19 protein-coding genes are annotated in these 24,276 nt (G+C 52.2%); 9 read left to right on the forward strand and 10 right to left on the reverse strand.

Annotation, left to right across the window (positions count from 1 at the left end; translation table 11 throughout):
* Window positions 1-46: 46 nt before the first annotated feature.
* On the reverse strand, window positions 47-1,876 hold the full coding sequence (locus ACFFJP_RS14365; protein WP_377245378.1) for a M4 family metallopeptidase: 1,830 nt from the start codon (window positions 1,874-1,876) through the stop codon (window positions 47-49).
* Between the two features lie 238 nt (window positions 1,877-2,114).
* Between ACFFJP_RS14365 and ACFFJP_RS14370 the strand changes: the two genes are divergently transcribed.
* Window positions 2,115-2,741 carry a trimeric intracellular cation channel family protein gene (locus ACFFJP_RS14370; protein WP_377245381.1) on the forward strand — a complete coding sequence of 209 codons (627 nt, stop codon included), beginning with the start codon at window positions 2,115-2,117 and terminating at the stop codon, window positions 2,739-2,741.
* 86 nt (window positions 2,742-2,827) lie between these two features.
* On the opposite strand, the gene ACFFJP_RS14375 is transcribed toward ACFFJP_RS14370, so the two are convergent.
* The 7 genes from ACFFJP_RS14375 to ACFFJP_RS14405 all read right to left on the reverse strand — a co-directional run bounded on the left by ACFFJP_RS14375 (window position 2,828) and on the right by ACFFJP_RS14405 (window position 11,922).
* Window positions 2,828-3,571 (reverse strand): TerC family protein, encoded by a 744-nt coding sequence (locus tag ACFFJP_RS14375; protein WP_377245384.1) that lies wholly within the window; start codon window positions 3,569-3,571, stop codon window positions 2,828-2,830.
* Between the two features lie 171 nt (window positions 3,572-3,742).
* Window positions 3,743-4,495: a substrate-binding periplasmic protein gene (locus tag ACFFJP_RS14380; protein WP_377245387.1), complete on the reverse strand. Its 753-nt coding sequence runs from the start codon at window positions 4,493-4,495 to the stop codon at window positions 3,743-3,745.
* 19 nt (window positions 4,496-4,514) lie between these two features.
* Window positions 4,515-6,281, reverse strand: a complete 1,767-nt coding sequence (locus ACFFJP_RS14385; RefSeq protein ID WP_377245390.1) for a FimV/HubP family polar landmark protein — start codon at window positions 6,279-6,281, stop codon at window positions 4,515-4,517.
* 135 nt (window positions 6,282-6,416) lie between these two features.
* Window positions 6,417-7,247 (reverse strand): outer membrane lipoprotein-sorting protein, encoded by an 831-nt coding sequence (locus tag ACFFJP_RS14390; protein ID WP_377245393.1) that lies wholly within the window; start codon window positions 7,245-7,247, stop codon window positions 6,417-6,419.
* Between the two features lies 1 nt (window position 7,248).
* The gene (locus ACFFJP_RS14395; RefSeq protein WP_377245396.1) at window positions 7,249-9,564 is read right to left on the reverse strand and encodes an efflux RND transporter permease subunit; all 2,316 of its coding nucleotides are present in this window, start codon (window positions 9,562-9,564) and stop codon (window positions 7,249-7,251) included.
* Window positions 9,561-10,367 carry a TetR/AcrR family transcriptional regulator gene (locus ACFFJP_RS14400; protein ID WP_377245399.1) on the reverse strand — a complete coding sequence of 269 codons (807 nt, stop codon included), beginning with the start codon at window positions 10,365-10,367 and terminating at the stop codon, window positions 9,561-9,563. The genes ACFFJP_RS14395 and ACFFJP_RS14400 overlap by 4 nt, the downstream gene beginning before the upstream one ends.
* 97 nt (window positions 10,368-10,464) lie before the next feature.
* Window positions 10,465-11,922, reverse strand: coding sequence for a TrkH family potassium uptake protein (locus tag ACFFJP_RS14405; RefSeq protein WP_377245402.1), 1,458 nt, complete (start codon window positions 11,920-11,922; stop codon window positions 10,465-10,467).
* 188 nt (window positions 11,923-12,110) lie between these two features.
* Between ACFFJP_RS14405 and ACFFJP_RS14410 the strand changes: the two genes are divergently transcribed.
* The 6 genes from ACFFJP_RS14410 to ACFFJP_RS14435 all read left to right on the forward strand — a co-directional run bounded on the left by ACFFJP_RS14410 (window position 12,111) and on the right by ACFFJP_RS14435 (window position 19,492).
* Entirely contained in the window at window positions 12,111-13,610 is a 1,500-nt protein-coding gene (locus tag ACFFJP_RS14410) for a YifB family Mg chelatase-like AAA ATPase (RefSeq protein WP_377245405.1), read from the forward strand.
* A gap of 180 nt (window positions 13,611-13,790) precedes the next feature.
* Window positions 13,791-14,828 (forward strand): sensor histidine kinase, encoded by a 1,038-nt coding sequence (locus tag ACFFJP_RS14415; RefSeq protein WP_377245408.1) that lies wholly within the window; start codon window positions 13,791-13,793, stop codon window positions 14,826-14,828.
* On the forward strand, window positions 14,825-15,952 hold the full coding sequence (locus tag ACFFJP_RS14420) for a sensor histidine kinase (protein WP_377245411.1): 1,128 nt from the start codon (window positions 14,825-14,827) through the stop codon (window positions 15,950-15,952). The genes ACFFJP_RS14415 and ACFFJP_RS14420 overlap by 4 nt, the downstream gene beginning before the upstream one ends.
* On the forward strand, window positions 15,918-16,646 hold the full coding sequence (locus ACFFJP_RS14425; RefSeq protein ID WP_377245414.1) for a LytR/AlgR family response regulator transcription factor: 729 nt from the start codon (window positions 15,918-15,920) through the stop codon (window positions 16,644-16,646). Before ACFFJP_RS14420 ends, ACFFJP_RS14425 begins: the two co-directional genes overlap by 35 nt.
* 294 nt (window positions 16,647-16,940) lie before the next feature.
* Entirely contained in the window at window positions 16,941-18,914 is a 1,974-nt protein-coding gene (locus ACFFJP_RS14430; RefSeq protein WP_377245417.1) for a M6 family metalloprotease domain-containing protein, read from the forward strand.
* Between the two features lie 233 nt (window positions 18,915-19,147).
* Complete coding sequence (locus tag ACFFJP_RS14435) at window positions 19,148-19,492, forward strand: DUF3718 domain-containing protein (RefSeq protein ID WP_377245420.1); 345 nt, start codon at window positions 19,148-19,150, stop codon at window positions 19,490-19,492.
* Between the two features lie 196 nt (window positions 19,493-19,688).
* Here ACFFJP_RS14435 and ACFFJP_RS14440 read toward each other — a convergent pair whose 3' ends face one another.
* Window positions 19,689-20,276 carry a PEP-CTERM sorting domain-containing protein gene (locus tag ACFFJP_RS14440; RefSeq protein ID WP_377245423.1) on the reverse strand — a complete coding sequence of 196 codons (588 nt, stop codon included), beginning with the start codon at window positions 20,274-20,276 and terminating at the stop codon, window positions 19,689-19,691.
* A 188-nt stretch (window positions 20,277-20,464) separates the two neighbouring features.
* Window positions 20,465-23,632, reverse strand: coding sequence for a DEAD/DEAH box helicase (locus ACFFJP_RS14445; protein WP_377245426.1), 3,168 nt, complete (start codon window positions 23,630-23,632; stop codon window positions 20,465-20,467).
* A gap of 276 nt (window positions 23,633-23,908) precedes the next feature.
* Here ACFFJP_RS14445 and ACFFJP_RS14450 point away from each other — a divergent pair, with 276 nt between their 5' ends.
* Both ACFFJP_RS14450 and ACFFJP_RS14455 read left to right on the forward strand, forming a co-directional pair.
* The gene (locus tag ACFFJP_RS14450) at window positions 23,909-24,064 is read left to right on the forward strand and encodes a hypothetical protein (protein WP_377245429.1); all 156 of its coding nucleotides are present in this window, start codon (window positions 23,909-23,911) and stop codon (window positions 24,062-24,064) included.
* 60 nt (window positions 24,065-24,124) lie between these two features.
* Entirely contained in the window at window positions 24,125-24,265 is a 141-nt protein-coding gene (locus ACFFJP_RS14455; RefSeq protein ID WP_377245432.1) for a hypothetical protein, read from the forward strand.
* Window positions 24,266-24,276 lie beyond the last annotated feature (11 nt).

Consider the following 24,276-nt stretch of genomic DNA (forward strand, 5'->3'; position numbering starts at 1 on the left):
TAAAAAAAGCCCGCGCTGCGGGCTTTTTAGATGTTGCCAGAGATCGTTATTGATACGACCAGGTCTGCGTCACACCGCTGAAACTGCTGTAGGCGCGTAAGCCGACGTGCCAGACACCCGCTTGTGGATTATTAATCACACAACTCTCCGCATTACCGGTTTTATAAGGCCGGCACTGATAGGTGCTGGTCGTTGGCTGACTGCCGAACCGGACATAGAGATCAGCGTCACCAGTGCCACCGCTGATGGTGACCGTCAGTTTGGTTTTGCCAGCTGGTACTGTGATGGTGTTGCGGGTCCAGTTACCGGTTGTTGCTGCCAGATTTGACAGGGAACCGGAAGTGCCATCTGGTGGTGTCACAGTGCCACAGTCAGTAGTGGTGACGCCTACTGCGCTGAATGCGGCCTGCACATCGGCCGTGTTGTAGCCTTTATCTTTGGTCGCCCGGCAGACACCGTTGGCGCCGCTGACGAAAGTGGCATTGGCTGTCCAGTACACCTGATTGGCCACAGTGAATACTTCGAAGGCTTTGCGGGTATTCCAGCCAGATTTATTCGCTAGCAGGTAAAACGCTTTGTTAAACACGCCTGAGCTGTGATGAACATCCATGCCACTGGTGTAGTTGCTGGCATGACCAATGGATCGGCCATCTCTCGTCGGGTCGTCCATATAGCGCAAAGCGCCTGTACTTTTGAAGATGTCGGCGCCGACCTGCCAGTCATTGCTGCCTTTCATAAAATATTCAGCCGCTTCACCGGCCATATCGGAAAACGCTTCGTTAATACCACCGGATTGTGCGCTGTAGACCAGGCCAGAGTTGAACTCGGTAAAACCATGGCTGACTTCATGCGCCGAGACGTCGAGACTGACCAGCGGATAAAAACGACTGGCGCCGTCGCCGAAGGTCATCTGGGTACCGTCCCAAAACGCATTTTCATAACTACTACCGTAGTGCACCCGCATTTTCAGCTTAGTATTCAATGGGTTCACATTGAACCAACTCTTATACATGTTAAATACCACACCACCGAAATAGTGCGCATCATTTAATGGTGCATAGGCACCGTTAATGGCCTTAAACGTATTGTTCGGGCAGGTAAACTGGTGAATGGTGCCGCCCGACGTGGCGCCATTAAGGTTGATGGTATCAACATTGACGTTGCTCATCCGGCAATTCGCATCGACATCCAGATAACCGTAGGTCGTACCATATTGGTATTGACCGGTTTTGGTATTACCACCAGGACCGGTGGCATTGGCGTGAGCAATACCGTCCCAGCTCTGCAGCACTTTGCCGCTGTTGGCGTCAATGATGCTATATGGCCGGCTCGGGTGCTGGCCTTTTTGCGTCACATAATGCGTGACATAGACCAAACGGGCGGTGTCATTCTGGTCCAGATAGACCCAAAGTTTGGCGTTGGCGGATTGCGCTGACAGTTCGGCCTGCAACGCTGTTTGTTCTGCTGCATCAGCGGCCTGCAGACTGTCACCGCCGCGACTGGCCAAAATAGCTTGCTGCGGCGCCAGTGCTGGTTTGGCATTGGGCAAGTCATCTTCAATACCGGTGACTACAGTGCCGCTGATATCTGCATACTGACCATTCGCATTGATAGCCGCGACATTGTGGCCCCAAACCGGAATACCGCGAAATTGTTGTTGATAGCGGCTTTTGGTTTTGCCGTCAAAACGTTTGATTTGTTGCAAAGCTTTAAAGCTCATCGGCTCAGCGCTGCGATCATCCAGCGTGCCGTCAAGACTGCTCAGCGTCTGACCATTCAGAATGCTGGTCGCCGGCACAACCTGCGCAGCTTGCAGTGGTGCGCAGAACGCCAGCGTGATGGCCAATGCCAATGGGCTCAGATGTTGTGGTTTCATGAGGTTTCCTCTTGTATGTTTTTTATTTCAATGTTCCTGAATACTGCGAAGACTCGCCGCAGCCCAGCAACCATAGCCAAGAAAAAACCCGCGAAATTAACATCAGGTTAATATCAGTAATTTATAAATTCCTTATCAACTGCCTATGCAAAAGCCGTCATAACTATGCCGGCAGCTCAGCACTGCATAGTCCGTCATTCTGCGTTAAGATGGCAGTTTTTAGTCTGAGGGACCGCGGATGGAACAGCTTTTTCACTGGTTTGATTTGATGGGGATCGGTGTATTTGCCATCGCTGGCACGCTGGCAGCCTGGCGCAAACAGATGGATGGTTTTGGCGTCATTGTACTGGCCACTGTGACCGCCATTGGGGGTGGCACTATTCGTGATGTCATTCTCGATGTGCCGGTGATTTGGTTGACCGATAACAGCTATTTCTATGCCATTTTTGGTGCGACAGCGCTGACGATTCTGCTGGTCAGAAACCGTTTGACGATCCCCAACAATGCGCTGCAAATTGCCGATGCGATAGGTCTGGCATTTTTTGTCGTGATGGGCGCGCAAAAGGCGCTGGCGTATGGAACGTCAGATTTTGTCGCCATCATGATGGGCACTATGAGTGGTGTGTGTGGCGGCATGATCCGCGATGTATTGTGCCGGGAGATCCCGTTAGTGTTTCGGGGAGAATTGTACGCCGTGACCTGTATTTTTGGTGGTCTGGTGTATACCCAGCTGCTGGCCCTGCAAGTAGCACCATTACCCGCGATGTTGGCCGGCATGCTGGCCTGTCTGTTGTTGCGGCTCGCTGCCATTCGCTGGCACCTGACCATACCTGTGTTTGGCCGCAGCGGTCGGATCAGCAAATAATCAGCGCAGAATGACGGCGGTTCTACTTTGCCTATAAAACAAAAAGCCCGCATTGCGGGCTTTTTTAATCAACGTATAACTATCCGTTATGGCAGGTCTTTATGCAGCTGCACTGGTGTGGACTTTTTGCGCAGACGGATGTTAACCATCTCGACGCAACAGGAGAATGCCATCGCGAAGTAGATATAACCTTTTGGTACATGCACATCAAAACCTTCGATCATCAAAGTGACGCCGACTAAAATCAGGAACGACAGTGCCAGAATTTTAATGGTCGGGTGCGCGTCAACAAAATCGCCGATAGGTTTGGCAGCAAACATCATCACGGCGACTGCGGCGATAATGGCAATGGCCATAATTTCGATGTCATTGACCAGACCCACCGCGGTGATTACCGAGTCCAGCGAGAACACGATATCGAGGATCATAATCTGGATCAGTATCATCATCAGATTGTTGGCAACAACTTTCGGCGCACCAGGCTCTTCCTGGGCACCTTCTAAGCTGTGGTGAATTTCTTGCGTCGATTTTGCCAGCAGGAATAAACCACCGCCAATCAGGATCACGTCACGTCCAGAGATGTCATTACCAAGTACGGTGAACCAGGTTTCGGTTAAACCCATCACCCAGGAGATAGAAAACAACAGAGCCAGACGGGCAAACATGGCCAGGCCTAAACCGAGACGACGGGCAAAAGCGCGTTGTTTCTCTGGCAAACGTCCGACTAAAATTGATAAAAAGATAATATTATCAATACCTAATACGATCTCCAGCGCGGCCAGAGTGCCCAAAGCTATCCAGGCCTCCGGGCTTGAAATCCACTCAAACATATCAAACTCACATCTATAGCTAAAAAACTGGGGCTCAGTTTACTTGTGAAGCCCGTGCCTGCCAAACAAAACGTGATATTTCGGGCTGCCCGCCCAATGCGGCAAGTGCCGGACTCAGACTGCTGACTGGCAAAAAACACCGGATCGTGCCTGCGGCCATCAGGCGTTACCTTAGGGTGCTTTGAGCTGTGAGCGATGTTCCAGCAGCTGATATTTTTGTTTCAGCTGCTGGATTTCAAGCGGATGTCGCTGCAGAAAACGATTAAATTCGATGATGAGTTCCGGCTTATTCACGCTGGATAATAAAAATGGCAACTCGGTAAAAGGCAGCTGCTCTGCCGCGACCAATGCACCTGATTGCCCCTGCCGGCGCAGATATTCATTCGCCACATTCAATTCAATTGAAGCACCATGCACCCGGCCTTTTAACACCAGTCCAAGTGCCGATGCACTGTCGGCGACATCCACGATACGGAATTTGTAACGGGGCTGAAGCTCCAGCCAACGGTGTGGGGCAAAGCCATGGATCACGGCTAAAGACCGAAACTTTTCCAGCGGCATCTTGCGATTTTCCGGTAACACCATAGTGCTGCCCAGTGTGTAAATCACCGGATCACTGAAGGTTTTGCTGTATTCAGCCACCATGTATTGCTGCCAGTTCGGATTATCCGGATAAACCACATCGATGTTGTTGTTGGCTTCCTGGTAAAGCCGTTTCACCGGCAGCGCTGTAAACCGGATCTGCACACCGTTTTTTTTACCAAACAGTTGCATCAAATCATAGAAATAACCGCGCTGCTGACCGGCACTAAAATCGTAATGCGGATAATAGTCAATCTGTTCAATGCCAACGACTATGGTGCGGGGTTCGGCAGCAACCAATGCAGACCAGCACAACAACACGCTTGCCAGCCAGTGTTTCATACTACACACCCCAGAATCCTTAGAAATAGTAATCAAAGCCTAACTGAATATAGTCGTCCTGCCGTAACCACCAGGTTGGTTGTTGGATAGACACCGCCTGGAAAAACCAGGCGTCGAGCCGCAGTCTGATATTGTTACTGAACCGCATCGATGCTTCTAACATACCACTGCGGGTCCCGCCACTTTGCAGATCCTGCGCAACACCGAATAATAACTCACTGCCGGCTTCGTCATTCAGCGCAATACGCATCCCGGCAAACAGGTCGCGTTGGCCAGGCACCGGCGCCAGCTCTCTGCGATTGTCATACTGATATTCCAGCAACCAGCCAAGGTCAACCGCTGAATCAAAGACACCAACGGTGGTGTATTCAAACCCTGCGACTGCAGCACTGAATTGTTCAATATCACTACTGCGCCGGATCGCCTCCAGTTTCCAGATCCAGCTGTCGACGATCCATTGCCCTTCCACACCGATCTGACGCATCTGTTCGTAATACGGCTGCAAAGCTGCGCCCTGCGCCACCGGCAGCCAGCGCGGATCACGATTGGTGCCGCTGAAGTAAGACAACGCGATATCAACCTGTTCAATCTGCTGACTGTAACGCAATGCCCAGTCCAGATGCCGTTGTTTGCGATCGGATTGATACACCGCATCGTCAGCCAGCACCGGAATGGGTAAACGTAAGCGGCCTTCGGCACCACTTAAAGTGCGTTCACGGAAATACGGCAGCACAAAGCTCTGCAAATTACCCCAGTCGCCGCTGAGTGTCAGTTGTGCCAGTGGCTGGCCAAGTTTGGATTCACCGTCAATAGCATCAACCCAGTCGGTCTGATTGATGATATCAACCAGGTGAATAGACTCAGTGACACCCCAGAAAATCTTGTCAACGCCGGCTTTAAACTCCCAGCCATCTCCGACGGTCAGCCAATAGGCCTGACGTAAATCCACCAGATGGCGTTCACTGTCGCGCTGGTCCCAGCGTAAATACGGACTGATGCTCCAGCTGCTGCGTTCATCTTCAGACTGCCAGTACCATTCGACTAAAGCACTGCCACTCAAAGCACTGCGGCTTTGGCCCTGCGCGCCGCGACTCGAAAACCAGCGCCAGTCCAATCCCAACGTGGTGTCGGTTTGCAGCCGTTCGCTCCAGTCTGTTTCGGCTTCCCGGACTGGCAGCGCTACCGGCGCTTCGGCAATATCCGGTGCAGGTCGCGGTGAAGGGGTTGTTGGCAGATCTGCACTGTCCGCGACATCAGTCACTGCTGGTGCAATAGCTGCGGTAGCCGGCGCAGTCTGTTGAGCGGTGCGTTGCTGGCTCTGTTGTTGGACCTGAAGGGCTAAGGCCGCAGTGGCCTGTGACGACAGACCGCCTGATTTGCGCTTGGTTGGCGCAGCGTTTAGCGTGCCAGCGACAGTGGTGCCAGCGGAATGACTGCCGCCCGCCTGTTGCCGCGTGGCAACCCATTGCCGCCAGCTTTCGGCATCGGCCTCAACTTTTTGTTGTGCCGTGACCAAATCCACCGCGGCAATTTCAGACTCTGTCGGCAGTTCCAGCACAGCGCCAAGTTTGACATGATGCACATTATTGCCGATAAACGCGGTCGGGTTTTTCTGTTGCAACGCGATGATCGCCTGATACATCGAATACGGTGCATCACCCCGGGCGGCGCGGGCAAGACTCCACAAAGTATCTTTTGTCGTGACAGGCCCAAGCGTGGCAGCCTGCAGCGGCGTAGTGGCGGTCAAAGCCGCCACACATAAAACCCAACAGATGTTTAATTGCATGATTCAGTTCCGGGATCTGACACTGCCGAGGTTAACGCTGTTTTCAGCATGGTTGAATTCTGCAGCTTTACCAACTGCACAAAAGAAATCACTCAGCAATTCTCAGGCCAGTCCGATGACCGGCCCAATCGGCAATCAACGACTGCGCTGCAGCGCATTGGTATCAAAGTCGGCATCGGTCCGGCCTTTACCAAATTCAATATCCCGCACCAGCAGATCGGTACTTTTGCCGGTCTGGTGATTAGTCATCTGCAGCTTCAGCGGCCGCCAGTACTTGTTCAGATATTGTTTGTAATCCGACATCACCAACGTTTTTAACAAGGCATTTTTACGATCATAAAACTCGATTTTGCGTGCGCGGTATTCCGCCTGATCAAGCCAGACCACACTTTTGCTATAGCCGGAAAATTCATCAACCGGCACTTGCTCTACAACAAATACTGCTTCGCCATCTAAGGTGTCGTCGCGCAGCCAGGTGAATTTGAATTTCGCCAGTTCAAACGAACTTAAGTCTTCATAGGCAAACTCACTGGCCATAAAAGGGCCGGATTTATTGCGGGATGCGATGCGTTTAACCCGTTTGACCGACGGCAGATATAACCATTGGTCGTCTGGTTTACCGGTGTGTGAGTGGTTCAGAAAAGCCGTGCCCCGCACGTCTTTCGGCTCATCAAAAATCGTCAGGCCTTTGTCACCGTCATTGGCCACTTCCAGGCTGATACTGCGGATCTCGCGTTTATTCTCTTCACCCTGAGCATTACGCAGCACCATGGTGGTTTTCGACTCACTGTCTTTCCAGCCTTCATCCCGCGCCACCCGCTCTTTGGCAATAGTCAGACCTTTGCCGCCATCATCGGCTGCCACCGGCACACTGCTAAGCGCGGCGCTGAGCAGACCAAGACACAATACAGCCGGCCAGAAGCGCTGTAGCGGTTTTGCGAGGTTGGTGTGATGCACTTTATTCATATCAGACTCCGTTCGTATCAGCTGTCGATGACAGTGTTTTATAGGGTTTGCGGTCCAGTTTCAGCAGCACCGCCGGTAAAAATAAGAAATCAACAATCAGCGCGATCAGCAGAATAATGCCGGTCAACAGGCCCATATCAGAATTCAGCCGGAAATCAGATAACAACAACACCGAGAAGCCGATCACCAATACGACTGTGGTGACAACTAAGGCCCAGCCCACGCTATGGAACGCATAACGCACCGCGTCTTCGGCGCTACGGCCCTCCTGACGGGCATGTTGATATTTGGCCAAAAAATGCACGGTATCGTCGACGATAATGCCGAGACTCATCGACGCCACCACCGACAAGCCCAGATTAATCTCACCGGACAACAGCTGCCAGACACCAAAGCCCAACAGCGCAGGCACCATGTTAGGCAACAAACTGATGGTGCCCAGTTTCCATGAACGCAGACTCAGCATCAGCAGCCCCGAGATCAGCACTGCAGCCAGCGGCAGGCTTTGCATCATGCTGGCCATATTGCGCTCACCGATATGGGCAAACATTAGCGCGGTACTGGACGCTTCGATCTGATACTGCGGATATTGCTGGCGAAACCACCCCAACGCCTTGTCTTCAATAGCAGTCATTTCTTTGCTACCGAGGTTTTGCATCGTAATGCCAACCTTAGTGGCACTTTTATCCAGATCCAGCTGATTACTTAAATCCAGACCAAACGGCAATGACATTTCGTACATCAATAAATACTGCGCCGCCAGCTCCGGGCTTTCCGGCAGGCGATAATACGCCGGGTCATCGCCATGCATACTTTTGTTCAGCCGTTTATAGGTGTCACTGATCCGGCTGACATGCTTCACTTCCGGCAGGCTTTGCAGGTAATCACCAAAAGCATCAATGGCTGCGATAAAAGCCGGCTCGTTGACACCGGATTCAATGCCAGTTTCGATGGAAAAATCCATCAGCGATACGCCGCCGAGACGCTCTTCCATTAAATCAACCGCCTGACGGTACTCCGTGTTCTGCGAAAAGTATTTAACCGCTTCATCGTTAATCCGGTTTTGCATAGTCAGATAACCACCAAGCAGGGTTAGCACGACAGTACCAACCAAGATCGGGCCCGGCCGGCGAATGACAAATTCGGCCAGCGCGTCCATGCCGGAAAAATCTTTAGAATCATGGCCTGAACTGATTGGCAGTAAAGCCAGCAACGACGGCAGTAACAAAATAGTCAGTAGCCAGGCGATCATCACCCCCACCGCCACCATATTGCCGAAATCGCGCAAAATCGGCACTTCCGAGAAATTAAGTGTGACAAAACCTATTGCAGTGGTGGCACTGGTGATAAATACCGGCATTGCGTTCAGCAGCATCGCCTGGCGGATCGCCTCAGGTTTGGCATGGCCCTGCCGCATCAAAAACTGCGTCGACGCAATCAGATGCACGCTGTCTGCCACCGCCAGCGTCATCACCAAAGTTGGCACGTTGACAGTTGCAGTACTTAAAAACACACCAGCCCAACCGGCCAGCCCGAGCGTCGAGGTAATGGTCAGAATGATGATGATTACCACAGCAAAAGCGGCCAGTGCAGAACGCAGCATCAACGCCAGGATTAGCACTATCGTGACAAACATCATCGGCACCAGCAGGCTGGCGTCATGTTGCGCTTCGGCAGTAAAAGCATTGTTCAGTGCAATGACACCGGCCAGTTTAAATTGTACGGTCGGATGTTCTGCTGCCAGTTTTTCTGTCAGCGCCGCCACGTGGCTGTATACATCTGCCACTTCCTGATTCTGGTTTTTTTCCGGCAGTTGCACCGTGATATTCACCGCGGTCATCAGGCCATCTTCCGATACCAGCCGTTTGACTAGCGCGGGTTCATTCAGAACAACATTCTTTATTTTGCTTATCTTTTCTTCGTTTAAATCTGCCACATCCAGCAACAAATCTTCGACCAGCAAGTCGTCATCCTGTGCTTCGGTGTGCTGAAAATTGGTGATGGAGTCGACCCGCAGTGAATAAGGGGTTTGCCAGGCGGCGTCGGTCAGTTTTTTCACCACCGTTAATACTTCAGGGCTGAACACGTCGCCCTCGACCGGCACCACCGCCACCAGCATATTGTCGCTTTTATTAAACTGCGCCTGCATCCGTTCAAACGCCTGCATCTGCGGGTTGTCTTGAGAGAAAAAGATGCGGAAATCACCGCGGAAATACAGATTCTTCGCACCGATACTGAACAACACTGTCACCAGCAGCACCAGTGCAATGGCCAGCCAAGGCCGTTGCACCGAATAATCTAACCAAGGATGTTTCATGCCTGCTCCTGCTTACGTGGCGATAATAGGGGGTCCGTGCCATCGGCAATTTGACTGCCGAACATCTGGCCAATCTGCTGCCAGCTTTGCTGGTAATCCCAACCGGATGACAGTGGCAACCAGCCCATGCCATCAAACAATAAATTGATACTGTGTAAATTAACTTGCGGCGCGGCCAAACCGGCAAAAAGTCCGAGCTGGCGCAGCGGTACAAACAGTGCGTTGCACCCAAATGCCAGCGCCCAGTTGATAAAAGACCATTGCTCCAGCGATACGCCCACTGGCAGCTGCAGACTGCCATCGTCCAGTGCGTCTGACAGCACATGCTGACAGTATTGCAGCAACTGCATTTCCAGTTGCTGGCGCTGCTGCAAGCGCGCTGGTGAGCTTTTTTCCATCACGCCAGGCGTCGCTGCACTAAGCAGACATAAAAACAACGTCGGCTCCGCAGCACTGAATTTGTGATAAGCATGATGTAGCGCCAAAGCACGCTCGCGGCTATGGCCGCTGAAGGTACTGGCGTGCTGAAACAACTGTAATAACCGTTGCAGAGAATCGACACTGAGCGCAGTCAGCACATCTTCTTTACTGGAAAAATGGTTATAGAGGGTGCCTTTCGAGACATCTGACAAGCTGGCGAGGCGGTCCATGGTCAGACCGGTGAAGCCGTCCTGACGCAGGACCTGCTGCGCCAGCTCCAACAACTGCTGTTCGCGTTGCTGCCGCGCTTTGCTGCGGGACGTTGACGACGGTGCAACGGCGGGTGCTGCAGCGGGAGTCAAAGAAGACTGCACATCTGTCATCTGTCGATCCGTGAAAAGTTGACGGATCGTCATTCTAGGTGAAAACAACAGCAACGCAAGGCAAATAGACAAAAATCTGCCGGTGCCGCCAGCGGCGTTAAAAACGCCAGTACATCGGGGTAAACAACAACAGCACGGTCAGAATTTCCAACCGGCCCAATAACATACCAAAGCTGATCAGCCATTTGGCGCCATCAGGTAAACTGGCAAATGTGCCATCCGGTCCAATTACCGGCCCCAGGCCCGGACCAACATTACTGATCGCAGTCGCCGCGCCAGTCAGCGCCGTGACAAAATCCAGCTCATACATTGATAAGCCCAGTGCCAAGGCGCCTATTGAAGCAAAATATATAAAACAAAATGCCAGTACTGAACCAAGCAGCTGGTCATTGACCGGTTTACTGCCGTATTTCTGTACCCAGACCGCATTCGGATGCACCAGCAGTTTAAATTGTTTAATCAGCAGCAGGCCGGCAAGCTGCGTACGGAATATTTTCAGGCCGCCGGTTGTTGAACCAGAACAACCACCGGAAAAAGTCAGATAAAAGAAGATGATCAGCGCCAGGCCACCCCAGGCTGCATAGTTTTCACTGGCATAACCACAAGTGGTGATAATCGAAATGACGTTAAAAGTGGTATGGGTCAACGCGTCGAGCAACGGCCTGTCATTGTGATGATGCTGATACAACGTCAGCAACACGACACAAAACGCGGTGATCGACAAAAACGCCCGCACTTGTGGATCCCGCAATAACAGCCACTTATGGCCGCGCAAAGTGCCAACCAGCAGGACCAGCGGTAACGCAGACAGCAGCATAAAGACGGAGGCGATCCACAGCAATTCCGGCTGATCGTTAAAATGACCAAAGGATGCGTCATAGTTGGCAAAACCACCGGTGGCGACCGTCGTCATGCCATGGGTGATCGCATCAAATCCGTTCATACCAAACAGATAAAACAGCGTCATACAGCTGGCCGACATCGTCAGATAGACCACGCCAATCATCAGCGACAAACTGGAACTACGCGGCAGGATCTTCTCGGAAATATCCGAGTTTTCCGTTTTAAATAACTTCATCCCGCCGATTTTCAACGCCGGTAAAATGGCAATCGCCATGACGATAATCCCGACACCACCAATCCACTGCAACACCGCACGCCAGAACAACAAGCCACGCGGCATAGTATCAAGGCCTTTTAGCACCGTTGCCCCCGTGGTGGTGATCGCCGACACCGTTTCAAACACGGCGTCGACATAGCTGATGCCCGGCAGCACCAGCACAAACGGCAAGGTGGCAAATAAACAAATCGACAACCAACACAAAGTGGTCAGTAGGAATAACTGCCGTTTCATCAACACAAAGTCGTGGCGGCCTTTATACACCAAGCTGTAACCCACGCTGATCGTCAGCAGGCTGCTGGTCAGGTAACTCCAGAAACTTTGTTCATTAAAATACACCGCAACACCGGCGGTCAGCAGCATAAACATCGACAGGATCACCAGCAGATATCCGATAACCCGGTAAAACAGATAACGACTTTTTGCAGTTTGCACTTCTGTGATCATGGAGGCCCGGGCGAAATACGTCAGAAAAAACAGCTGAATGACTGATAAGGGGCCAGTGTAGCGGCTTCCGTGGTAAGAAGAAAGTCAGTGCGCCGACCGGTGTAAATCAATAAATATATTTGCAATTTATTAACCTTTTGCTAAACAGTTAAGTTTATCCCTTCGCAAGGATGTGTATGACACTGGCGCTGATCCACAGCAGGGCACGACTGGGGCTGGAAGCTCCGGCGGTGACGATTGAAGTGCATTTGTCAGCTGGTTTGCCGGCGTTTCAGTTGGTCGGTCTGGCGGAAACCACTGTGCGGGAAGCCAGGGACCGGGTGCGCAGCGCCTTGCTGACCTGTGGTTTTGACTTTCCGGATCGCAAAATAATCGTCAATCTGGCCCCTGCCGATTTACCCAAAGAAGGTGGTCGGTTTGATTTGCCGATCGCCATTGGCATTCTGGTCGCCAGCGGCCAGCTGCCCGCCTCTGCAGTAGGAGACACCGAATTTTATGGCGAGTTGGCGCTTTCCGGTGAGATCCGGCCTATTGTCGGTGAAATTCCACTGGCACTCGCCGCACAACAAGCCGGGCGCTCATTATTGTTGCCGATGCAAAACGCCATCGCAGCGCAGCAAATCCCTGACGCCGGCGTGCTCGGCGCCTGGCACCTGCTGCAGGTGCACAGCCATTTACTCGGTCAACAGGCATTGCCCGCCATCCCGGCACCAGTCGCGACACCTATAAATAACCCACTGTGTTTATCGGATGTTAAAGGCCAACAACATGCTAAACGGGCGTTAGAGATCGCTGCCTGCGGCTCGCATAATTTACTGATGTACGGCCCGCCTGGCACCGGCAAGTCGATGCTAGCGCAGCGTCTGCCCGGTATTTTGCCACCGCTGACTTTTAGTGAAGCACTGGAAAGTGCCGCCTTGTATTCAATTGCCGCGTTGCCGGCGCCCGGCGGTTTTCGCCAGCGACCGTTTCGTCAGCCCCATCACACCAGCTCGGCACCAGCGCTGGCCGGCGGCGGTAAATTACCCAAGCCCGGCGAAATTTCGCTGGCGCATCATGGCGTGTTATTCCTCGATGAACTGCCGGAATTTCAGCGCCACGTGCTGGACGCGCTACGTGAGCCGCTGGAAACCGGCGTGGTACATATCTCCAGGGCCGGTCGCCAGGCCGAGTTTCCGGCGCAGTTTCAGCTGGTGGCAGCGCTGAACCCGAGCCCAACCGGGCATCACTTGGATGGCCGCGCCAGCAAGGAACAAATTCTGCGCTATCTGGCACGTATTTCCGGTCCGCTAACGGACCGCATTGATTTACAGCTTGAAGTGCCGTTATTGCCGGCCGGCCAGCTCAGTCAGGCTCAGACTGGCGACAGCAGTGCTCAGGTCGCGGCACGGGTATTGGCCGGGCGAGAACGTCAGCTGAGCCGTCAGGGCAAACCGAATGCCCGCCTCAGCAGCGGTGAGTTAGAACGCAGTTGTCCACTGCACAGCGCCGACAGCATCTTTCTGGAGCAGGCAGTGCAGCAACTGCAGCTGTCGAGCCGCAGCTTTCATAAATTATGGAAAGTCGCGCGGACTGTGGCCGATCTGGCCGATTGTGCCGAGATCAACCGCTCGCATTTACTCGAAGCCCTGAGCTACCGGGCTTTTGACAAATTGCTGCGCTATTTGCGTGAATAAGGGGACCTGCGTGCGTAAACCTGGTCATAGTTGCAGCGTCGGACAAACCACTGTGTGACAATTAGGTTTCCCCGCTTATCCCTGCTCGTCCCAGCGCGGCCTCCGCTGAACCCGCACTTGCCCTGCACCCGGTGTTTGTTCATATACTGGCAGTCAACAGCCACCGCAGAGCCATCACAAATGCCGTTGGATTTAGCCCGTTTATTTCGTTTTAACCTGTGGTTCTGGTGCGCAGTCGCTTCGTTTGAAGTGATAAACCTGCTCTTGGAAGTGCTGGTGTGGAAGGAAAAACTCGAACTGAAATATTTTTTGTTGTCGATGGGCGCTTTAGTCGTGCAACTGGGCCTGACCAGCGCGCTGATAACGGTGGCCAATCGCTGGCAGTTGTCGGCCTTACGGTTATTTCTGGCTACGGCTGTGCTCGCGCTCTGCTACATCCCGCTGTTTAACTACGCCAGTATGTCGCTATGGCAAAAATATGATTTTCATCTGAATTTATTACTCGGGCAGCTCGACACCCATGCGTTGGAAATCTTTGTCTGGGCTGCCGGTTTTCTCAGCTTTAACCGTTATTGTCAGCAGCAGGCTCAGCTGCAGGAATCACACCGGCTGGCGCAGAATATTCAGCAACTAGAATTACAGGCATTGCGGCATCAACTGAATCCGCATTTCACGTTTAATGCACTGAATTCGGTTTGTGCGCTGCTGGAAGCGGAACGGTTTGACGACGCCGAGCTGATGTCGGAACAACTATCGACCTTTTTACGTTATTCGCTGAGTCACTCGCCCGATTCGTTGGTGCGGCTGGCCGATGAGCTGGGCGCGATTGAAGCCTATCTGACGCTGCAGAAAACCCGTTTTGGCGACAAACTGCGGGTGGACTGGCAAGTTGATGAACAGGTGAAACAACAACTGGTGCCGGCACTATTGCTACAACCACTGGTAGAAAACGCGATCAAATACGCGGTGGCAGCCCGGCAAAATGGCGCCACAATCACCATTATCGGTAGTCAGCAGGACGGGCAAGTGCAGCTGTCGGTGCAGGATGATGGCCCTGGTGAGCAAACGCAGACCAGTCACGGCACCGGTGTGGGCCTGCGCAATATCCGCGACCGGCTCTATCAGCACTTCGGCGAGAAAGCCCAACTGGTCGTACAAAGTCTGCCGGCCGGTTTTGTCGTTGCCATTGCGCTGCCGCAACAACAGAGTACATCATGATAAGCCCGACACCCGCAGTGACGCTGCAGCTGACCCGTTTCTGGTTCTGGCACAATCTATATTGGCTGGGTTATTTGTTAGTGAAATACACTCATCTGAGCTTGCTGATCCCACTGCAAAAAGAAGCCTCGTTCCCGTATCTGGCCACCTATACGCTGATCACCGTGATCAATATCAGTGTCACCGGCTGGGTTGGGGCGCGAGAACTGGCACGGCCGATCAGTCCGCAGCAGCAGCTGAAACGCCTCGCGCTGTATCTGGCGCCATTGTTATTGCTGCTGATCCCGCTGCGACAATATCTGCTGACTCATTATGCGATGAAAAGCGGGCCCGACAGCATCACGCACTGGAGCCATTATTTTGTCGTGGGTATTCAGCTGGTGTTATTGCCACTATGCGGCTGGATCGGAGTATTTTTGCTGATGAAGCTGAATTTTTTCACGCTGCAGCAGCTGGAAAACCGCCAGCAATTGTTGCGACAAGCCCGCCAGGCCCGGTTGAAAGTGCTGCGGTATCAGGTTAATCCACATTTTATGTTTAATACGCTCAATGCGCTGAATTCACTGATTGTCAGCCGTAAGGGCTTTGCCGCCGAAGACCTGATCCAACAGTTGTCGGCATTTTTACGCCACTCACTAAAGAATCAGGATGACCAGTGGGTACCGCTCAAAGAGGAATTACAGGCGCTGGAGGCATATCTTGCCATTCAGCAGGTCCGTTTTGGCGAGCGGCTGGTGCTGGAGTGGCAGCTGGATCCAGCATCTTCTGCTTTGTTGCCTGCACTGCAACTGCCGACTTTATTGTTCCAGCCGTTGGCCGAACATGCCATTTTGGCAACTGTCGCCGAGCACAGCGGCCCGATCCATTTACAGGTCGTGTTGCAACGCACCGCGCAATCTTTGTTATTTACCATTCAGAGCGAAGCGACCGATCCACAAGCGCCAATCTGGCCTGAGCACTTAGTGCCGGCCAGTCTGCAACAACTGCGCGAACGACTGGAACTACTATTTGGCGATCGAGCCAGTCTGACTTTATTACAGCCGGCCAGCGGATTTTACGCCCGGCTGAATTTACCATTGGAGGTGTTATATGCAGCCCATCCGGCTGGTGATCGCGGACGATGAACCGCTGGCGATCAGTAATCTGAAAGCCAAACTTGCCAATTACCCGAACCTGCAAATCGACGCCTGTTTTGATAACGGCGACGACACGCTGACTTATTTACAGCAGCACCAGGTCGATTTAGTGTTTCTGGATATTCAAATGCCGGGGCTCAAAGGCATCGACATCCTGAAGCAACTGAACAAAGCATCGGCATTAAGTCCGCCACTGCTGGTACTGGTCACTGCTTATGAGCAATATGCGTTTTCGGCTTTTGAGCATTTCGCTTTTGATTATTTGCTAAAGCCGGTATCGCGCCAGCGCCTGGCGCAGTGCCTGCTTGATGTGCGTACAACGCTGGATAAAAACCAGCCACTCAGTGAAGTGGCGCAGCCGCATAAACTGACCTTCCGTACCGGCGCGTCAACACTGTTGCTTGATGACATCGATGTGCGGGTGATTGAAGCCGCCGGCAATTATATGTGTGTGCAGACTTTGTCTGAAAATCTGGTGATCCGCGAAACCATTAAGGAATTGCTGCAGCGGCTACCGGCGCATTTTGTGCAAATTCACCGCTCTATTCTGGTCAATTTGCACCATGTACATAAAGTGAAAACCCACCACAACGACTATCAGTTCACTTTATCCGACGGCAAAGTGGTCAGCGCATCCAGACGGTACAAACAAAACTGGGAAGGCCGGCTGGCTGAGTTATAACCTGCCTGGCCCTAGTGCTGCGAGCTGATGTTGCTGCAACGGGGATTGGCCGGAAAAATCTTCATTTTATTTCGAAAATAACCATGACCGGACAACGAAGGCTTTTGAAGAGCAAAAGCCTGTTCCTTTTTCATTCGAAATTCAAAAAAATATCACAGAAATATCATTTTTTTGCCGCCGTTGTTCCCGCTTTCTCTGGCCAAAACCGACTAGTCTGGAGTCGGATCTGCTAATACAGACCGCTCAGTAGCCACAGAGCTGCATCCGCCAACATTTTGCAACAGGAACACCGCCATGCCTTATACAACTCGCCTGCGGGCAATTTCAGCTGCCTGCTCCGCAGTGCTGCTGAGCGCCCTGCTGACCAGCACAGCCAGTCTTTGGGTCAGTACAGCCCAAGCCGCGATCCCTTATGCCAACCAGCCCTTTCAGTTCCGCCAGCCCGGTGGAAACACATTAACTATCTATTTGTCCGGCAACAGTTTTTTCGCCGAACAACGGTTGGCCGACGGCCGGCTGGTGATCTATGACACAAAGTTAAAAGGTTATGCTTATGGCCGCGTCAGTGCCGACGGTACAACCATTGAATCGACCGGACAGCTGGCGTTAGCGCCGGCCAAAGCCAAAGCCGATCAGCCGCAGGCTACAGCAGAAACATCGATGGTTCAGGCAGAACCGGGTTTATCCCCGGCCGCCAGAGCTGCCTTAGTGAAACAAGCGCAGCAACAGCTATTCGGTCAACAGCAGCAAGAGCACACAGCACACTTGCATGACGAACCAGCTGACGATGCCGCGGCGTTGGCGACGGATATTAGTACCAGCGCCTTACCGGCTACCGTCAAAGGCCTGACCGTCATTATTCAGTTCCCGGACCAAGCGGGGACTATCAGCAAAACTCAAGTCGAGAGTTTCCTCAATGACCTCAACTACAGCGGTTTTGGCAATGCGCAGTCGGTGCGCGGTTATTTTCGCACTGTGTCCGCCGGCAAGCTGGATTATCAGAACAGCGTGACGCGCTATTACACCGCGAAGAAGAACAAGGCTTATTACACCGACAACAGCCTGTCTGCATCCGTTCGGTCGATGGAGTTGATCTCGGAAGCATTAAACTGGCTGGATAAAACCGAAGGCTTTGATTTTTCCACACTGACCACCAACAGCAGCAAACAAATTCTGGGGCTGAATTTCTTTTATGCCGGTGAAGCCGACAGCGCCTGGTCAAAAGGTTTATGGCCACATATGGGCGGTCTGTCGCCAAAATTCTGTGCTGACGGCGTCTGTACGTCGCGTTATCAGATCACCAACATGGGCACCAATATGGCCATCGGTACTTTTGTCCATGAAAGTGGCCATTTGTTATTTGGCTGGCCCGACTTGTATGACTATGACGGCAGCTCTGAAGGCTCAGTCGCCGCTTTTTGCCTGATGGGCTATGGCGCTATTGGCGCGCAGAACAAATTTAAACCGACCCCGCCAGTCGGCGTCTTGCGCCACCTGGCGGGCTGGGACAGCGTGGTTGAACTGAACCCGAAACTAAATAGCCAGGCGCCGTCTGGTTTACTGAGCCATACCTCAGAAAGCCATCAGCTGTATCGCTGGAGTAATCCGGCCAATACCGCAGAAGCGTTTTATCTGGAAGCCATTCACCAAAGCGGCCAGCAACAATACCAACCAGACCAGGGCCTGGTGGTCTGGCACGTCGATCCGAGCGGTGACAACTCTAATGAATGGAAGCCTTACATCCAGATGGAGCACGCTGACGGCAAACGCGACCCGGAAAATAAACGCAATCGCAGTGATGCCACCGACTTATACGACGGTAATAGCACTGCTGAATTTAACCGCAATTTTCCCAATGCGCTGACCAGCAAAGGCACCAACAGCCTGTGGTGGAATGGCTCCGATTCAGGGTTTGCCCTGGCACAAATCAGCACACCGGCACCGACCATCAGCTTTCAATTGGTCGCAGCGGCCAGCGGAGAAACCTACAGCGGCAATTTGGCCAGCGGTGCCCAGGCGATAGTGCCAAACAACAGTTATTTTCAGTACGGTGGTGGCACCCTCCGGCTGACGTTAACCGGGCCGGCGACCGCGAATTTTGATTTATACCTGCAGCGCTGGAATGGCTCCAGTTGGGTTAACGTGGCGCAGTCCACTTCAGGCACGGCAAAAGAATCATTAAGTTATGCCGCCAACAGCGCCTATTACCGTGTGCTGATCAAAGCCGTCAGTGGCAGCGGCAGTTACACCCTAAAACTGGAGAAATAACCACGACGCCACGATCGCTATATCTAGCCGTTGCGATCGTGGCCATTTTTGCGCCAAACAGCTGCCTTTTATCCCGGTAAAACAGGCGCTGGTCACTTCATCACCTGCGCACAGCCTGCCGTCCCTTTTGCTCAGACAACCCGTCCGATCCACCCGACAATACCGCCATCACCGCGCTTGTACTGACGACGCGGCCAGCACCTGAGCAAGCCAATAACCCCGAGGGATACGCAATGAACACCATGACTTTATTACGCAGTGCCGCATTAACCATCACAGTTGCCACCAGTCTTACAATGCCCGCCACCGCCAGCAAAGGCGATCTGTCTTATATCGACCAAGCCGTGTTGAGTGTCTGCGTGGAAGCCGCCCAGGACGACGCCTTTGGTCTGGTAAAAACCTTAAAAGCCTATCGCATCAGCAAAGACAACGCGGTGAAAAAAGTGGTGTGCAACAGTCAGCCGCTGGTCGACTTCGCCCGCACTGAACAGGCACATAAAGTGGTGAAACTGTTAACGCCGGTCGAGAACCGGATCAATGGCAATGTAACAATTAAAGATGTGGATGCACCGCTTTGAAAGCGGTTGGCCAGCTAAATCACCCGCAAGGTATTTGCCCTGCGGGTTTCCCTTTTAATCACGATGATCGGTCTTAATTGTCAGGGACTCAGTTTGCAACAACCGCTAGGGCGTGTTGCACGGGTAACACACCAAAGAAAAAGCCGGACAAGGATCCGGCTTTAGCAGTACAAAACGCGTTGCAGCGCGTTCGTGTTTAATTCTGGCGACTACGGCGCAACATAAGACCCGCAAAACCTAAACCCATCAGCGCCAGAGCGCCAGGGGCAGAAACGGCTTTTGTTTCTTCATTAAAAGTGAAATCGTCCATAGCCCAGTGGCTTTGATTCGTTTCTTTATTGAAAATGTGCAATTGATCAATATCGTTCCAGTTTAAACCGATCCACAGTGGATTTTTTGTATCCAGCGCAAATTTTTGGCTGCTATATAACAGATTGCCGTTTTTATAACCTGAAAACCAAATTGATTGATTCTCCCACGCAGATGTCCAATAAGCACCGTTGAACTTAAAAGTACCTGGGCCAGCTAAGCTAATAACATTACCGCTTTTGGCATACCAATTTAATACAGTCATTGAGCCAGACACCGTACCCAAATCATAACCGGAGCCTGGGTGATAATTTTTATGAATTGCATAAATCCCTTGACCACCACTAGTCCAGTTAAAACCGGCATACCCATTACCAACCGGAGCAAGGCTCGAAAGATCTTCGAAATCAACTACTGTCGCTTGAGCATTAAGGGCTACAGCGGCCAGCAGACTTACAATCAGCTTGATTTTCATATCATTTCCTTTAATTAGACAAACGGATGCTTTGATGTGTCATAGCAATTGACGTGCCATAAAGGCAAAATTGTAATTCATTGATTTACAAATAAATAATATGATGAAACAAATAATTTTACACAAATAGTAAAAATAACTGACACATTGTGCAAAATAAAGTCCGATTCTTGAAGCCTCCGACAATCTCAACCATCGCCGAACAGCGCCAGTAAATCCATCGCGCTGCCTTGCCATGGCTGACCTTGAGTGCCGGCGAACAGCTGATCAGCAAGGCCACGTTTGTATTGCTGCATCTGCTGCACTTTTTCTTCGACGGTGTGGCGGGCGATCAGCTTATAAACAAACACCGCCTTGTCCTGGCCGATGCGGTGCGCACGGTCGGTCGCCTGATTTTCCGCTGCCGGATTCCACCATGGGTCATAGTGAATTACAGTATCTGCCGCGGTTAAATTCAATCCGGTGCCGCCGGCTTTGAGGCTGATCAGGAAAATCGGATTGTCGCCGTGTTGGAAATCGTCGATTTGTTGTTGGCGGTTTTTGGTCTGGCCGGTCAGTTTGCTGTACGGGATGCCGAGATACTGCAGTTCCTGCTCGATTAAGCCCAGCATACTGGCGAACTGACTGAACAACAGAATTTTACGGCCTTCTTCAATCATCTCGGGGACGTTGTCCCTGAGCCATTCCAGTTTGGCGTTATGTTTAACCGACTGCGCCTGTTCAATCGGCACCAGACGCGCATCGCAACAGGCCTGGCGTAACTTCAGCAATGCATCGAGGAATTCGATTTGACTGGCCGCCACGCCTTTTTTCAGGAACAACTCCCGTACTTTGGTTTCCATCACCAGCCGGATACTTTCGTACAAATTGCGCTGGTCATGCTCCAGTTCCAGCAACTGGATAATCTCGGTTTTTTCCGGTAGCTCGGTCGCGACCTGATTTTTGGTGCGGCGCAGCATAAAAGGCGCAATGCGTTGTTTCAAGGCGTTGGAACGTTCCATATCGCCTTGTTTTTCAATAGGTTTACGGAACACTTGCTGGAAATAGGTTTCAGTACCTAAAAGGCCCGGCAACACAAAATCAAACAAGGATTTCAGCTCACCCAGATGATTTTCCAGCGGCGTGCCGCTAAGGGCGAGGCGGAATCCGGCTTTGAGTAACCGCACTGCCTGCGCGGCCTGACTACCGGAGTTTTTAATATGCTGTGCTTCATCCAGCACCACCAGGCTAAAACGCAGATGCTGGTAGACCTTGATATCACGCACGATCAGCGGATAGGTGGTGACCAGCAAATCATAATCACCAAGCTGTTCAAACAAATGCTGACGCTTGCTGCCATAGATTTGCAGCACCCGCAGTTCCGGCGTGAACCGTGCCGCTTCCTGCTGCCAGTTGCCAAGTAAACTGGTCGGACAGACAATCAGCACCGGCTCGTTCAGCCGGCCGGCTTCCCGTTCACTTTGGATAAAACTTAACGTCTGCAGGGTTTTGCCGAGTCCCATGTCGTCGGCCAAAATACCGCCAAGGCCATAGGTACGCAGAAAACTGAGCCAGTTCAGGCCTTGTTGCTGATAAGGCCGCAAAGTCGCTTGCAGGCGCGTCGGCACCGGTACTTCAGCGATGCCATCAAATTGCTGCAACTGTGAACTTAAGTTCGCCACCCGGCTGGCATTGAGGTATTTCACTTCGGCCGCGCCCGGGGGCGGTAAAATTGCCGCTTTGTAGTCGGGTAATTCCAATTCCAGCGGATCTTTTTGCAGGTTCAGCAGCTCGACAATGGTATCAATAAGCGGCTGGATTAAACTCACCGGCAACGCCAGCTGGCCTTGCGGTAACTTCAGCCAGATTTCCTGCTGCGCAGTCGGCAGACCATATTGCCGTAACCACTGCGTGATCAAGGGCAACAGCGGCACTTGCACGCCATCCACTTCCACTTCAATAGCAACGCCAAAACCGCCTTTGGCTTTGTCCTGCACCTTCAGATAAGGCCGGTCGCTCAAAATCGCCTGATTAAAATTGCTGTCCTGCTCGACGCGCCAGCCAGCGTCACGCAATTCCGGCAAGGCTTGCAGCAGTTGCTGCCATAACAATGGATTGTCCGGGCCTTCGCCGGTGCCAAAACTGGCTTTGTCTTTGGCCGGATCCAGCTGTACCAGCCCGAGTTCAGTCAGTTGCTCCAGTGCCTGCACTTCGATATGACGCTGACGTTTAATAAAGAGGCGTTCATTATTGTGCTGAATTTCAGTCTGATGCGCGGTTAAATCCAGCGGCAGCCGATGGCCACCATAATCAAAACTGAGCAGCGCTCTGTCCTGACCGGCATCGGTCTGGCCCAGCTTTAACACCGGCACTGCATCTGCTTCGAGCCGGCTTAAGCCGACTCCACGTGGGATGGGCAGGCTGACATTGGCAAACAACTGCTGCAGCCGCACCAGACTATCCGCCGCGGCATTGGCCGGTACCGGCGGCATCCGCGATAACAGCTTTAGCTCACGGCCACTCAGTTCAGTATCCAGTAACCCCAGCTGGTAATTGCTGGTGTCGAGATAACAAGGCGGCTGGGTATATATCACTTCCAAATCAGCGTCGTCGCCTAAATCCCACACCAGGGTGTAGCCATCCTTACCCGCTAGCCAGTGCAATTGCAGCGGGCGTGGTTCACTCCAGCGCAGCGGATGCCGTGCTTCGCCAAAATAACAGCGGCCGGTCGCCATGATCTGCTGCAGCAACGCATAACCCCAGTCGTCTTCCAGTAGCGCCTGATCTTTTAAATTCTGCGCGCGGAATAAATTCAGCAGCCGAAAGTCCGCTTCTTCAATCCAATACGGCTGTAAATAACCGGAGAAATCCTGTGCACTGATGGCGGTGCCTTTACTGTAACCACCTTTTTTACTGCTTTTTACCCGGCGCGGGTACAACTGCAGACCACTCTGGCCGTAGCTCAGGATATACAGCACCACTTCGCGCAGCTTGTTGCTGTCCGCTGACTGGCCGGTCTGACGCTCGGCATCAGCAAACCATTGCGTCAGCTGACGCAGCGGCAACTGCTGCAGATCAACCTGCTGATGCTCCCACGACTGTTTTAATTTCAGCAACACCGCCAGCACATGTTTACAACGACCGCCGACCGGGCAACTACAGGAATCCGTCAGAGACCAGTCTCCGTCCTGTTGTTTTAACGACAGATATTGCCGGTAAGGCGCCAGCGCTTCGCCCCAGACCTGTGCACTGACCGAAGATAAATCTTCGTTGTACTCCAGTTTGATCACTTTACCCGCCTGCCAGTAGGCACGCGCACGCTGAAAGGTTGCAGGATCAAACCAGAGTTGTAATTGCACAGGACTTATCGGAAACACAGCAGGGTTATTCCTTCACGGAAAAAAGGCAAACCGCTAGTCTACCGCAATGTTGGCTCAGGCCAAAGCATTCAACCAGATCTTGCATCTTCCAGCGGATCTTTTGTTCCTGAAAGAAAATAATCGTCTAGATATCAGTTACATATCAAATATTTATCCGGATTAAATCAATTTATTATCAAACAACATCAGCGTGACATAACGTTAACATCAGCGCAGTTCAATGCGGTTAAACGCAGCTGAACTTTCAAATCAACTGTTTAAAAGGAAAAAAACATGCAAGCAGAACATCTGCAGCTCACGCTGACTGAATTAGAAACTCGTCTGGAAATGTCGGCATTTTTTGACGGTGGCGTAGCCACACCACAAGACACTTTCCGTTGCTGCGGCAAGTGCAACGATGCACCAGAGCCTGCACCGACCACTAACTGAGATCAGCCTGCCTGATTAACCCTTTGATAAACAATGAACATCCCAAAGAGGAAAATTGATATGCAACAACAAGTTGAATTACAGCCTTTAGTACTGACCGAACTCGAAGAACGTCTGGAACTGTCAGCCTTGTTTGGCGACGCACCATCGGCAGGTGATAGTGACACCTACCGCTGCTGCTATGAGTGCAAAGTGCCTTAAGCCGCACTGAC

It is taken from the genome of Rheinheimera tilapiae (assembly GCF_042432165.1).
Lineage (GTDB): Bacteria > Pseudomonadota > Gammaproteobacteria > Enterobacterales > Alteromonadaceae > Pararheinheimera > Pararheinheimera tilapiae.

Bases quoted from the DNA above. Each gene is read 5' to 3' on its own strand.
- ACFFJP_RS14365 (WP_377245378.1), bottom strand. From the start codon at position 1,876: ATGAAACCACAACATCTGAGCCCATTGGCATTGGCCATCACGCTGGCG.
- ACFFJP_RS14370 (WP_377245381.1), top strand. From the start codon at position 2,115: ATGGAACAGCTTTTTCACTGGTTTGATTTGATGGGGATCGGTGTATTT.
- ACFFJP_RS14375 (WP_377245384.1), bottom strand. From the start codon at position 3,571: ATGTTTGAGTGGATTTCAAGCCCGGAGGCCTGGATAGCTTTGGGCACT.
- ACFFJP_RS14380 (WP_377245387.1), bottom strand. From the start codon at position 4,495: ATGAAACACTGGCTGGCAAGCGTGTTGTTGTGCTGGTCTGCATTGGTT.
- ACFFJP_RS14385 (WP_377245390.1), bottom strand. From the start codon at position 6,281: ATGCAATTAAACATCTGTTGGGTTTTATGTGTGGCGGCTTTGACCGCC.
- ACFFJP_RS14390 (WP_377245393.1), bottom strand. From the start codon at position 7,247: ATGAATAAAGTGCATCACACCAACCTCGCAAAACCGCTACAGCGCTTC.
- ACFFJP_RS14395 (WP_377245396.1), bottom strand. From the start codon at position 9,564: ATGAAACATCCTTGGTTAGATTATTCGGTGCAACGGCCTTGGCTGGCC.
- ACFFJP_RS14400 (WP_377245399.1), bottom strand. From the start codon at position 10,367: ATGACAGATGTGCAGTCTTCTTTGACTCCCGCTGCAGCACCCGCCGTT.
- ACFFJP_RS14410 (WP_377245405.1), top strand. From the start codon at position 12,111: ATGACACTGGCGCTGATCCACAGCAGGGCACGACTGGGGCTGGAAGCT.
- ACFFJP_RS14415 (WP_377245408.1), top strand. From the start codon at position 13,791: ATGCCGTTGGATTTAGCCCGTTTATTTCGTTTTAACCTGTGGTTCTGG.
- ACFFJP_RS14420 (WP_377245411.1), top strand. From the start codon at position 14,825: ATGATAAGCCCGACACCCGCAGTGACGCTGCAGCTGACCCGTTTCTGG.
- ACFFJP_RS14425 (WP_377245414.1), top strand. From the start codon at position 15,918: ATGCAGCCCATCCGGCTGGTGATCGCGGACGATGAACCGCTGGCGATC.
- ACFFJP_RS14430 (WP_377245417.1), top strand. From the start codon at position 16,941: ATGCCTTATACAACTCGCCTGCGGGCAATTTCAGCTGCCTGCTCCGCA.
- ACFFJP_RS14435 (WP_377245420.1), top strand. From the start codon at position 19,148: ATGAACACCATGACTTTATTACGCAGTGCCGCATTAACCATCACAGTT.
- ACFFJP_RS14440 (WP_377245423.1), bottom strand. From the start codon at position 20,276: ATGAAAATCAAGCTGATTGTAAGTCTGCTGGCCGCTGTAGCCCTTAAT.
- ACFFJP_RS14450 (WP_377245429.1), top strand. From the start codon at position 23,909: ATGCAAGCAGAACATCTGCAGCTCACGCTGACTGAATTAGAAACTCGT.
- ACFFJP_RS14455 (WP_377245432.1), top strand. From the start codon at position 24,125: ATGCAACAACAAGTTGAATTACAGCCTTTAGTACTGACCGAACTCGAA.